At 61.6% G+C, this 11,935-nt stretch carries 12 protein-coding genes; 7 read left to right on the top strand and 5 right to left on the bottom strand.

What is annotated here, in order from left to right; translation table 11 throughout:
• The 3 genes from FNL56_RS20440 to FNL56_RS20450 are packed head-to-tail and all read left to right on the top strand — an operon-like array spanning position 1 to position 3,604.
• Positions 1 to 1,116: an acyltransferase family protein gene (locus FNL56_RS20440; RefSeq protein WP_143574787.1), complete on the top strand. Its 1,116-nt coding sequence runs from the start codon at positions 1 to 3 to the stop codon at positions 1,114 to 1,116.
• Complete coding sequence (locus tag FNL56_RS20445; protein ID WP_246660738.1) at positions 1,113 to 2,162, top strand: acyltransferase family protein; 1,050 nt, start codon at positions 1,113 to 1,115, stop codon at positions 2,160 to 2,162. The genes FNL56_RS20440 and FNL56_RS20445 overlap by 4 nt, the downstream gene beginning before the upstream one ends.
• A 2-nt stretch (positions 2,163 to 2,164) precedes the next feature.
• Positions 2,165 to 3,604 (top strand): lipopolysaccharide biosynthesis protein, encoded by a 1,440-nt coding sequence (locus tag FNL56_RS20450; RefSeq protein WP_143574788.1) that lies wholly within the window; start codon positions 2,165 to 2,167, stop codon positions 3,602 to 3,604.
• Positions 3,605 to 3,617: 13 nt separating this feature from the next.
• On the opposite strand, the gene FNL56_RS20455 is transcribed toward FNL56_RS20450, so the two are convergent.
• On the bottom strand, positions 3,618 to 4,712 hold the full coding sequence (locus tag FNL56_RS20455; protein WP_143574789.1) for an endo-1,4-beta-xylanase: 1,095 nt from the start codon (positions 4,710 to 4,712) through the stop codon (positions 3,618 to 3,620).
• Between the two features lie 142 nt (positions 4,713 to 4,854).
• On the opposite strand from FNL56_RS20455, the gene FNL56_RS20460 reads away from it, so the two are divergent.
• From FNL56_RS20460 to FNL56_RS20475, 4 genes are read left to right on the top strand one after another with little or no spacing between them, the layout of a single operon-like run.
• Positions 4,855 to 5,688 (top strand): WecB/TagA/CpsF family glycosyltransferase, encoded by an 834-nt coding sequence (locus FNL56_RS20460; RefSeq protein WP_246660739.1) that lies wholly within the window; start codon positions 4,855 to 4,857, stop codon positions 5,686 to 5,688.
• Positions 5,685 to 6,962, top strand: coding sequence for a glycosyltransferase family 4 protein (locus FNL56_RS20465; protein ID WP_143582309.1), 1,278 nt, complete (start codon positions 5,685 to 5,687; stop codon positions 6,960 to 6,962). Before FNL56_RS20460 ends, FNL56_RS20465 begins: the two co-directional genes overlap by 4 nt.
• An 8-nt stretch (positions 6,963 to 6,970) precedes the next feature.
• The gene (locus FNL56_RS20470; RefSeq protein WP_143574791.1) at positions 6,971 to 8,167 is read left to right on the top strand and encodes a glycosyltransferase family 4 protein; all 1,197 of its coding nucleotides are present in this window, start codon (positions 6,971 to 6,973) and stop codon (positions 8,165 to 8,167) included.
• The gene (locus FNL56_RS20475; RefSeq protein WP_210245418.1) at positions 8,164 to 8,571 is read left to right on the top strand and encodes a hypothetical protein; all 408 of its coding nucleotides are present in this window, start codon (positions 8,164 to 8,166) and stop codon (positions 8,569 to 8,571) included. The genes FNL56_RS20470 and FNL56_RS20475 overlap by 4 nt, the downstream gene beginning before the upstream one ends.
• A gap of 127 nt (positions 8,572 to 8,698) precedes the next feature.
• On the opposite strand, the gene FNL56_RS20480 is transcribed toward FNL56_RS20475, so the two are convergent.
• The 4 genes from FNL56_RS20480 to FNL56_RS20500 all read right to left on the bottom strand — a co-directional run bounded on the left by FNL56_RS20480 (position 8,699) and on the right by FNL56_RS20500 (position 11,922).
• On the bottom strand, positions 8,699 to 9,922 hold the full coding sequence (locus FNL56_RS20480; protein WP_143582310.1) for a CaiB/BaiF CoA transferase family protein: 1,224 nt from the start codon (positions 9,920 to 9,922) through the stop codon (positions 8,699 to 8,701).
• A gap of 421 nt (positions 9,923 to 10,343) precedes the next feature.
• On the bottom strand, positions 10,344 to 11,084 hold the full coding sequence (soxA, locus tag FNL56_RS20490; RefSeq protein ID WP_441351308.1) for a sulfur oxidation c-type cytochrome SoxA: 741 nt from the start codon (positions 11,082 to 11,084) through the stop codon (positions 10,344 to 10,346).
• A gap of 44 nt (positions 11,085 to 11,128) precedes the next feature.
• Positions 11,129 to 11,449: a thiosulfate oxidation carrier complex protein SoxZ gene (soxZ, locus tag FNL56_RS20495; RefSeq protein WP_143574794.1), complete on the bottom strand. Its 321-nt coding sequence runs from the start codon at positions 11,447 to 11,449 to the stop codon at positions 11,129 to 11,131.
• Entirely contained in the window at positions 11,449 to 11,922 is a 474-nt protein-coding gene (locus tag FNL56_RS20500) for a SoxY-related AACIE arm protein (RefSeq protein WP_246661596.1), read from the bottom strand. The genes soxZ and FNL56_RS20500 overlap by 1 nt, the downstream gene beginning before the upstream one ends.
• Between the last annotated feature and the right edge of the window lie 13 nt (positions 11,923 to 11,935).

An 11,935-nucleotide genomic window follows, 5' to 3' on the forward strand; every position in this document is an offset into this window, starting at 1 on the left:
TTGCAGACCACCCCCCACTCCTCACGCAACCTCGACGCGCTGCGTATCATCGCCGCATGCGCTGTCGTGGTCCTGCACTATTCGGACTATGCGAAGGACGAACCGGCCGGAAAGTTTATGGTCGATCACACCTGGCATTTCAACCTGTTCGTCGACCTGTTCTTCGTGGTGTCAGGCTTCGTCATCGCCAGCCAGTATCTCGGCCGGGTCGGCGATCCGCTTTCGATCGGCCGTTTCATCTGGCGCCGGCTGGCGCGGATCTACCCGCTGCATCTGGCGACTCTCACGTTCTACGTCATGATCGCGCTCATGCTGCATTTTGGCCTCGCCTGGACCTACAATGTGGCGCGGTACCCGCTTTCCGACCTGCCGGCGCAATTGTTGCTGTTGCATGCCTTTGACGGCGCACGCCTGACGTTCAATTTTCCAAGCTGGTCGCTATCAGCGGAGATGTTCTGCTATCTCCTGTTTCCCCTCGTGGCGCTATCCGTCACGCGCAACAAGACGGTGATCCTCGCCCTCATTGTTCTGCCCGCGCTCGGCAACAGCCTGTATGCCTTCCTCACCGGAGCCGGATCCTGGGCCGACTGGATCAACAAAGGCGGCGCATTCCGCGCACTACCGGCGTTCAATCTCGGTATCGCCTGCTACCTTTTTCGCGGCAGCATCGCGCGCTGGCCGGCGCTTCCCGGCGGCATGACGCTGCTGCTCACACTGTTCATCCTGGTCGGTTCCTGGCTGCCGGAGATGGCGGACCTGCTGGTGATCTACGCCATCGCCGTCCTCGCGATCCAGTGCGACTGCACCGCTCGCGGCACGCTGCTGACGCGATTACATGCCGATCGCTGGTCGGCGCTGACCTACTCCTGCTACATGTTGCACATCCCCGTCGCGACCATCATCCTGACTTTTGGCGGGCGCTATCTCGCGCCGCATCTGCCGGGCGGCCGATTGACGTTGATTCCGCTGGCGATCGTGACGCTGGCCGCCGCCAGCCAGCTTTCGCTGCGCCGTTTTGAAACACCGATGCGGAAATATCTAAACGATGTCTTCGACCGCAACTTCAGGAAGCAGGGGCGCGCCGCCATCGCCGCCCGTCCGGACAGCCCGAGATGAACATGACCACGCACGTTTCACCGATGCCCGCCCGGCTTCCCGACGTCAACGCCGCCAGCCGGGATAGCGCCATCGACACGATGCGCGGCATTGCCATCCTGATGGTGATCGGCATCCATTCCCTGCATCAGCCGCTGACGCCGGCCTGGGAAACCTGGCTCGACGCCGCGTTGCGGCCTTGCGTCCCGATCTTCCTGTTCGTCTCCGGTTACCTGACGATTCTTTCCGGCCGCGTGCCGCTGGCGCGGCGGTTCAAGGCAATCCTGATTCCCTATGCCATCGCCTTCGTGGCTGCCTATCTCTATATGGCATTGCATAACCCTACGATGGATCACCGCCCGACGGCCACTGCCGCGCGGTTCGCGCTCGCCTACGTCTTCGTGTATTATTATGTCTTTGTGTACGCCGGCTGCACGGTCCTGCTCTGGCTGGTACTTCGTCCTTCACGAAACGGCACGCAACGGTCCCAGCCGCAAGTTGCGATTCGCCTGCTGTTGGCGATCGCGATTGGCCTGATCGCCGGGAGCTATCTCGATCCGCTGCTGTTCCGCTTCGACCTGTCTGCCGCTCTGGTGGAGGAAGTCCGCATGCGTGACATTCCCTTCTGGTTTGGCTTTGCTGCGCTCGGCGGGCTGGTCGCGATGCCCGGCGTGAGGGAGGCAATCGCCAGGATCCGCGTGCAGCTGATCACCATGACGCTGGCGCTTTACGTTGTATACGCCGCGGTCCGGCAGTTTCAGATCGGCGATGCCGCTGACTACGATTCCGTCGCATTCTTCTTTTATTCTGCGCTGCTCTGCACCGTGTTGTTTGCCATCAAATTGCGCTGTCCCTGGCTCGCCGCACTGGGATCAGGCAGCTACTTCCTGTATCTCTGGCATATCTTCGTGATCATGGGTTTGCGCGATCACACCACACTGCGCCAGCTCGGGCCGCTCGCGGACTCCGCGATCACCGTGGCTGTAACCGTGGCGATCAGTGTCGCGGCCTTGCTGGCGATCCGGCGCCTGGCAGCGCCCCGCCTTTGCCGATGGATGGGGGCCTGACCATGCTGCTGCGACAGACCCTGCTCTATATGCCGGCACAGATCATCGGGCCGCTGTTCCAACTGGTGGCGATGGTCGTCTGGACCCATGTGATCGATGACCACACGCTCGGGGTCATCACCCTGGTCACCGCTACGCACGAATTGTTGCAGATCGGCTTTCTCGCCTGGTGGTCGCAATACGCGCTGCGTTTCTTCGGTCGCTACCAGGACAAGCACAGCGCCGAGCGGTTCTATCGCACTGAGAATACCATCTTGCTGGCCTCGGTCATCCTGCAGAGCGCAGCCATGGTTGGCGTGCTGCTGCTGGTGATTGCGCCGGACGCCAACGCCTGGTTGCTCGTCGCCACCGTTGCTTATGTCATCACCCGTTCGCTGAACCTGTATATCGGCGAGCGTGCCCGCGTCAGGCAACAGATCGGTGTCTATACCACTCAGCAGATCTTCGGCCCTGCGGTTGGCTTCTTGCTCGGCATCATTCTGATCAGGATCTTTGGCGCATCGGCCGAATGGCCGCTGGCGGGATACGCAATCGCGCAACTGGTTGCCGCGCTTGTCGTACTGCCAGTGATCGGCCATGGGCGGCAGTTGTGGCCGGTAGATCGCGAGATCGTCGATCACGCGCTGCGCTACGGTATCCCGCTCATTATCGGCGGCGCGCTTGGCTGGGTCGGCCTCAATGCATCGCGCTTTATCGTCAACGACCTGCAAGGCGTCGCCGCCGCCGGTCTGTTCGCGGTGGGCTACGGGCTTGGCCAGCGCGCGGCAGCGGTCGCGGCCATGCTGGTCACCGCGGCGGCGTTTCCACTTGCCGTCAAGAGCATGGAGCAAGGCGGCAGCAAGGCCGCGATGCGTCAGCTGGCCGACAACAGCGCCCTGCTGATCGCGATCCTGGCGCCAAGCGTTCTGGGCATCTTCATGCTGCGAACCGAAATCGTGCACCTGCTGATCGCAGCGCCGTTCCAGCATGTGACGCTGGCAGTACTTCCGCTTGCGGTGCTGGCCGGCTCGATTCGCAATCTGCGCGCGCATTTCGGCGACCAGGTTTTTCTGCTTCACAGTCGAACGCGACTGATGATCATCGTGGCGGCCATCGACGCGCTGGTGACCGTCGTCTCCAGCGTCGTCTTCATCAAATACTGGGGACTAGCGGGCGCAGCCGCCGCGACCGTCGCCGCGGCTACCATGGCGGCAGCCGTCAGCTTCTCCATCGGCTTCGTCAAGTTTGGCCTGACTCTGCCGATGGCGCATCTGTGGCGAATTGCAGCCGCTGCTGGCACGATGGCGGCCGTGCTTGCCGAATTTCAGGAAGCTCGCTCTTCCCTGGCCGTTGCGATGCATATCGCAGCCGGAGCCGCCATTTACATCGGCATTCTTAGTCTGCTCTACGCGCCGACGCTAATCAGGCTGGCGCGATCGCGATCGGTGAAGTCGGCGACATAGCCTCGGGCGCAGATCATGCCCTTCTCGCATTCCGGAAGGCCCGCGCCATGGCGTACCATAGCGGCTTCTTCTGCATCTCCGAATCAAACGGTAGCGGCCGCGGCAGGCGCTGGGCTAGCGGATCCTTCTTTCTGGCTGCGTCCGTATAGAACGAATAGTTGTCTGCCAACTCCCATGCGATAACCGTCGTGACCGCCGGAATCCGCAGCACGTTATCGAGAAATTTCTCCGCCGTGTCGGCAATCATCGCGTCGCGAGTGGCGATATCATCCGGAAACGTGTCGTCGCGGACGTCGAATTCGGTGATGTAGATCTCCACCTTGCGATCGGCCAGCGCATGAACGAACTCGGCAAAGCGCGCCGGATCGTGCGGATAACGCGGCTGCAGATGGCCCTGCAGGCCCACCGCATGGAGTGGCACACCGGCATGCTGCAGCTCATCGACCAGGCGCAGCAAACCCGCGCGCACGGCGAGGCCGACATCGTCGTCGCGCTCGGTCTGCGCCTCGTTGAGGACAAATTTGGTTTTGTTGTCGGCCATAGCCGCGCGTGCGAAGGCGCGCTGCACATAGCCGGGACCGAAGGCATCGTACCAGGGACCGAGACGATATCCGCCGGGCGCCTTATGGCCTGGCCAAAACGGCTCGTTGACAATGTCCCAGGAATGCAACTGTCCCGCGTAACGCCCGACGACTTCATCGATATAGCGATCAAAAAAGACCTGACGCTCCGCCGTGGTCATGCTCCTGATCCATTGCGGGACCCACTCGTTCCAGATCAGACAGTGGCCGCGCATCGGAATCTTGTTTGCCGCGCAAAATTGCAGCAGTCGATCGGCACTATCGAAACGCTTTGGCCCGGATTGTCCGGCAATCGTCCCGATTTTCATCGCCACGTCCGTTGTAACAATTCGTGCGTGGTTCGTATAAAGCTCGCGGTAAGCCGCGTCCTTGTCGATCACTGGCCCGGCTGCAGCGCCAAATAGCAAACCATTTGAAGCCGCTATGTGTCCCAAACCCTGCTGGGGTGCAGCACTCGCATGTTTTCCCAGGATAGAAAGCGTACCTGCGAGAGCAGCAATCGCCTGTCGCCGTGACAACTTATTCATCGATACATTCCGATCAATCACACAATGCGGCATCGCCGTGATGCTCCCACCATCGTTGCGTCGCAATAGATCGATTTGATGACGTGATCGTGGATGTGTCTCGACGATCTGTTCGCCGCTGCTGCAACGGGACAGTCATCGATTGAAGGTCGGCGCACGCGATCACATGATATCGGAGATCGACAAATTGGACACACATCTCGCGTCCCCCGACCTCACGGTCGACGGCATCGCCGTCAACGTTCACTCGCTTCCGGAAGGCGTCTCATCCATCGTCGATGCAGCTGAACACGGCGACAATTTCAGCGTCTGCACGCTCAATCTCGACCATGTGGAGAAGCTGCGGCATCATCCCGCTTTTCTGTCGGCGTATCGCCGCGCGCGGTTTGTTACGGCCGACGGCTTTCCCATCGTGGCCTTGAGTCGTCTGCTGGGCACGCCTATCGACCGCACCACGGGCGCCGATCTAGTGGAGCCGGTTTGCCGCGAAGCAGGCAAGAAGCGCCTTCCCGTGTTTCTTCTTGGCTCGAACGATTCGACGCTTGAGGCAGCGTCGCAGCGCTTGCGCGATCGGTATGAAGGTCTGGATGTCGTGGGCTGCATCGCGCCCGGACGGAATTTCGAAGCCTATTCCGGAGAGGCGGACATCGCCATCGACCGGATTCGCCGCTCCGGCGCAAAAATATGTTTTGTCGCGCTCGGTGCGCCGCGCCAGGAGCTGTTCGCGGCGCGCTGCCTGGATGAACTCACCGGCACCGGCATGCTGTGCATCGGTGCAGCGCTGGATTTCATCGCGGGCACGCAGACCCGTGCGCCCGCGCTCTCCCAGAAATACGGGCTCGAATGGGCATGGCGCATGCTGCAGAATCCCAGACGGCTCGCCCCGCGCTATGCGCGCTGTCTCGGCACCGTGCCGCAGTTGGTAGCCCGCACATTGCCGCAGATTTTCGGCGCCCGCATGAGGAAGGCAGCATGATTTCGACAGTGACCCTGGCGCAGCGGGCGCGAAACGTTAGCCATATGCCGGAACGATATCAGATCTGCTTGCTGCATCCGTTCGACCCGCGGGGCTCGAAGGTGGGCGGGCTGGAAACCTACATTCGCGACTTCATCACCTTCCATCCCACCGACACCGACCTGCTTTTCATCGGTGTCGATTCCACCGGCGATCTCAAGCTCGGGGAGATTCACAGGCTCACCTTCCGCGGCCGCACCTTCGACTTCCTTCCTATTCTGCATTACTCGGACATCCAGGCCCGCGAGGCCGCGCAAACAATTCGCGCGTCCCTCACCGGCCAGTTTTTCGTGGCGCTGCTGCGCTACTTCGCTCCAATCGCAAAGATCATTCGCCGTAGAAAATGCTCGATTGACCTGCGCCGCGTTGAATTCTCATGGCTACCGACGTTGCTGCGGCTGCCGTTCGTGCAGATGCTGCATGGCGAAGGTGCGCCGAAAATGCAGATGGATTCGCTGTTGCGGAAATATGCGTTCGTTCACAATGTGGGAGAGCGTTTTGCAGTCGCCATGAGCGAACGTTTTCTCTGCGTCAATCCATTCATTACCGAACGGCTGCAGAAGACCTATCCGCACAGTCGGAAGAAGATCGATACGCTCTGGACCTGGGTAAACACCGACATCTTCAAGCCGCAACCGTTCACGGCCGAGACCGCACCGTTTCGGATCGTGTTCGCCGGACGTCTCGACGAGTTCAAGGATCCGCCGCTGATGTTCAAGACCATCGATCGGTTGCGCGAGCACCTGAACGGAAAGATCGAATTTCACTATATCGGCACCAGCGATCCGCATCGCTTCGCCGAATTCGCGGCCATCGAGCCCATCACCGTGCGACACGGCTTCAAGGATGCCGCGGGCATGGCTGCGACGCTTGCATCGGCCCATGCCGGAATTTTGACATCCGAATTCGAGGGGATGCCACGCTGCGTGCTGGAAATGCTGGCCGTCGGACGTCCGGTCGTCGCGGTGCATTTACCGCAACTCGAACCGGTGATCCACGACGGCAGCAGCGGCTACCTCGTGCCACGTCACGGCACGCCCGACGATATGGCCGACAAGCTGGCGCAGCGGTTTCTCGACATTCGCGCCGCCATCGCGGCCGGCGGCCTGTCCCCCGACATGATTGCGGAATCGATCTCCGACTTCACGCCGAACACCCAGCTGGCGCGCGTCTATGGCTATCACAAGGATATCCAGAACTCGCGATTCATGGCTGCGGCGTCACACTCCTGTTGAGGTCCGATTTGAACATTTTGTTGCTCACCAGCGAGTTCTCCCCCGCACAGGGCGGAATTGGAACCTATGCCCGAGAAATGGCGCTGGCCGCGACCGCTCTCGGAGCAGATGTCACGGTTGCGGCTCCGGCGTATGCCCGGGGCGCGGCCAACGATGACGATCCCCTGACGTTCCCGGTCCAGCGTTTCCCGGGAGGCCTGCATTCGTCGCGCGACCTGCCCGCCAAGATCGCGCTCGCTCGCCAGATGGTTCGCCACAAACAGTACGATGTCGTGCACGGCGCTGACTGGCCGTTCTTCATCCCCGTCGCCCTGTCACGGGGGCTGACCAAAGCCCGGCTGCTGATGACGGTTCACGGCACCGAGATCAACGAAGTCCAGACGCCGCTCAAGCGTCTCGCCATTGAGGCCTCCGGCGCGTTCGGCAGGCGCACCGAGATTATCGCCAACAGCAGATACACCCTGGATCTGTTCAGCGAAAAGTTTCCGGCAAAGTCGCCGCGCGCCAAGGCGGTGCAACTGGGCGTATCCCCGTTCTGGTTTGGCCAAGGACGATCGCGCGACGACACCCGCAGGGTCCTCGGCATCATGGAGGATCGGGTCGTGATTGTGACCGTGGCCCGGATCACGCGCCGCAAGGGACACCATCTGACGCTCGCAGCGCTCAATACACTTACGGACGATTTGCGCAGACGCATCACCTGGCTGGTCATCGGCCCCGATGGCGAAGCCGACTATGTCGACGCCCTGCGAAGTGTCGTCGGGGTGACAGATTGCGACGTGCGCCTGCTCGGCGCCCTTCCCGATGCGGCGATCCGCGACATCTACAACGCCGCCGATTTCTTCTGCCTGACCTCCGCGCCGGATCCATCCGGCCGCGTCGAGGGGTTTGGCCTGGTCTATCTGGAAGCCGGCGGCGCCGGCCTTCCGAGCGTCGCGACGGCGATCGGCGGTGTGCCCGACGCCGTCATCGCCGACGTGAGCGGCTTGCTGGTCGTGCCAAACGTGATCGCCATCGCCGAAGCCATCGCACGAATGGCGGGCGACCACAGCCTGCGCGCGCTCCTCACCGCGGGCGCCGTCGCCCATGCGCGCGCTTTGTCGTGGGAGCGCTGTGCGGCCGAAACGTACGGGCTTGCGCGCAAGACGGCGCCGGATGTCGCGACGGGCGAACAAATGGTCGCCGTACCGAGCATCGCCCTATGAAGGGCATAGCGTCGGCCGTGCTGTTACTCGCGCTCGCAAGCGGCGCCGCACAAGCAGAGAATTGCGGCAAGAGCCGCGACTATCTGCTGGGCGGGCTCGCGGGAGATCTGCCCATGCCGCGGCAAGCCTATGAAAGCCTGTTCAAGACATGCATGACGACGTCCGGCATGGCCAACGTCAAGGATGCCTACATGCTGAAGGACGGCGGCATCGCCGTCACGCCCAAGCAGGACAGCATCTCGGCGACCGCGGCAACGTTGTCGCGATTTTGCGACAACTATCCCCGCTCCACGCTGCGATTTCTGACCCGCAGGGAGATCCGGCAGACAGCAGCCCTATCGGCAATCGTCCGGATCTCATCACAATCATCGACATCCTGCCAAAAGATCAAAGGCATTTTGTGACTGGGCAAATAACGCATGGCGGCGGTCTGCGCTTCGGTTTTTGGTAAAATCAATCGTGGCCGCCGAAGGCTATCATGATTGAGAATCATGCGCACCAAGTTCGGGCTGCAATCCGATCCTCACCGGTCTAGACGATACCCTTCTTCCTAAGCGCGGCGACCCGTTCGCCGTCGTAACCGATGGTGGACAGGATCTCGTCCGTGTTGCAGCCGAGCAGCGGCGGCGCGCGATACTCGGTGATCGGCGTGCCCGAGAAAGTCAGCGGATTTCGGACGAGCGAAAGCGCCGGCTCGAAGGGATGGTCCACGCTCACGCGCATGCCGCGGGCCTGAACGTGAGGATCCGAAAAAATCTGATCGAAGTCGTTGATCGGGCCGGACGGCACGCCGACGGCCTCCAGACGCTCCAGCCAGTAGGCGACCGGCTGCTTCAGGAAAAGACCGGCGAAGATGGCCATGATCTCTTTGCCGTGGACGACGCGATCATTGTTTTTCAGGAAGCGCGGATCTTTCGCCAGGCCCGGCTCGCCGAGCACGTCGCATGTGCGCTGGAACTGACCGTCGTTGCCATTGACGAGCATCAACTCGCCGTCGGTGCAACGGAAGACACCGGCCGGCATGCCGCCATTGCCCCAGGTGCCGCGACGCGGCGGGACCTTGCCGTTGATGAGATAGATCTGCAGCCAATGCGATAGCGAGGCGATCACGGTATCGAAGAGACAAGCATCGATATGCTGTCCCTCGCCGCCGCCAGCGTCGCGATGATAGAGCGCCGACATAACTCCGATGGTGGCGTTCAGGCCGGTCATATAGTCAACGATCGAGGGACCGACCTTCATTGGACCTTCGCCAGGCTCACCATCGAGATGGCCGGTGACGCTCATGAGACCGCCCATCGCTTGCAGGATCGCGTCGTAGCCGGCACGTGTGGCATACGGACCTGTTTGTCCGAAGCCCGTCACGGAGCAGTAGACAATGCGTGGGTTGATAGCTTTGATCGCGTCGTAGTCGAGACCATAGCGCTTGAGGTCGCCTACTTTATAGTTTTCCAACAACACGTCGGCGGTCTTGACGAGTTCACGAATGATCTCCTGGCCTTCCGCCGTAGCCACATTGACCGTGACCGACTTCTTATTGCGGTTGGCGCAGAGATAGAATGAATTATCGAGTCTGCTACCTTCCGGATCGGTCAGATAAGGAGGGCCGAACGCGCGGGAATCGTCGCCAGTTCCGGGGCGTTCGATTTTGATGACCTCAGCGCCGAGATCACCGAGCATCTGACCGGATATCGGGCCGGCAAGCACCCGCGTCATATCGATAACCTTGATGCCCGTGAGCGGCAGAGCCGACATGCATTCCTCCTGTTAGGTCTATTCGTCACGTCGGCCGCGGTGGACGTGTGAAGCGAGCGCTTACAGGAAAATCACCCGGAGTGCACTTCTTTCTGAGCATGAGGGCTATCCAATTCAGGCGGGCACGGAATGGCGCTCTTGATTCCCGGATACCGGAATTTCAAGCCCAAGCAGCCCCTTACGAATCAGCCGGATTATCCGGGAGGGACGGGTCCGTGATGACATGGGCATACCGGTAGCGCGCACCGCCGCTGCGAATGGGTCCGACCGGCCTGGGGCATGATCCAATATTTCGGTCAGATGCCAATCTTCACGCTGTTCCATACTCTCCTCGTCACCCACCTGCTCAATCGAATAAAATCAGGCATGACAAGGCCTTGCACGTCCCAAGGTTCCTGCTTCGCGGATCGGCCTGCCAACGTTACGGCCTTACAGCCGGCGTCTCGATCGGCATGCCTTTCGCGCGCGACATCAGATAGAGCTCCAGCTCGACCATCTCGGGATCATCGGCCTGATAGGGCCGCGCGCGTGTACCGATCATGCAACTGCGCAGGCGGCGTTTGAGCGATCCTGTGCCCTGCCATTCCAGCCGGTAGATCGGATACCCCGTCGGATGCGCCTGGGTAATCGCGGAGCCCGCAAGGCGGCGGTCCCAGTTGTCGTCGTGACAGTTCGCACAGGCGAGGTTCAACTGGCCCTGGCGGCGCCCGAACAACGCCTTGCCATTCGCCACGAATGGCGCGAGCCGCGGATCAACGCCGGCCTCGATCGGCATGCCGCGCGATTGCCGGCCGACGAGGATGGCGAGCGCATTGAGTTCGCGGCTTTCGTCGGCGAACGGCGTTGCCTGCTGGTGGCGGGTACGACACAGATTGATGCGTTGTTCAATGTCGACAGGCCTGTCAGATTTATCATCATAGGCGGGATAGCGTGCCGCCACGCCGCGCATGCTGGCCGCGACGTCACCATGGCAATCGGCACAGGCGCGACTTGCGGCGCCGGCCTTTTGCTTCCAAAGCGTTTCGCCGTCGAGCACGGCGAGCATGCCGGGGTTGGCGGTGTCATCGTTCTGCATCGCCCGGGTTTCCGGCGCCATGAATGTTGCACCGGAACGACGCTCGTCTCTCGGAATCTCGGCGGCATCGACCCGTGCGAGGGACATCGCTGATACGACGAAAGCCACGATGCCGATCGCGCGCCGTTTCTTCATGATACGGTGATGCTGGCCGATGCCGTTTCCGAAAAACCGTTGTCGCCGGTCCAGCGAAACTCGAAGGAACCGCTCTCGGTCGCAACGGTGAAGAACGCGATGAACGGATTCGCGGAGAATGCGGGAAACAGCTCGGCGCGGAACACTTCGACGCCGTTATAGCGACAACTGAAGTCGGTGATGATGTTGCGCGGGATGACCGCGCCGGTCTCGGTGTGGCGAAAACCGGTTTCCATGATGTGCGACATCAAGGTCTTGATCTCGATGACGTCTCCGCGCTTCGCACTGGCGGGGACGTTGATCAGTGCGGAAGCCATCAGCTTGCCTCCTCGGTGCAGGCGGCGAGCGTGACGACGACGTCGGCCGTGGTCGACCAGAGCGAGCCGTCGGACAGCCGGGCGATGGCCGTCAGCGTCTGCGTATCGGCGAGCCGGATGCGGGTCGCGATCTGGCCGCGGCCGGCGCGCGGGCCGAGATAGAAATTGCCGACATTGGGTTGCGGATTTTTCTCATTGAAGACGTGGATGCTGACGACATGGTCGGCGTCCGTCATCGGGCTGGTCACCGAAACCGTGATCGGCACCGTGTTGCCGTTTTCCACCAGAGGCGGCACGTCGAACTTGACCTTGCCGGGACGCACCGGCGCGCCTTTCACGACGTCACGAATGGCAGCCTTCATCGCGTCCGGCGTGGCCCTCGCAGGCCAGGAGACGCTCGACAGCGCGCTGACGACCGCGGCATTACCCGCGATCACAAGAAGCTGGCGACGGGTGGCGTGAAGCTCGGGCATTGCACACTCTCTT

It is taken from the genome of Tardiphaga sp. vice304, from assembly GCF_007018905.1.
In the GTDB taxonomy this organism is placed as follows: Bacteria; Pseudomonadota; Alphaproteobacteria; order Rhizobiales; family Xanthobacteraceae; genus Tardiphaga.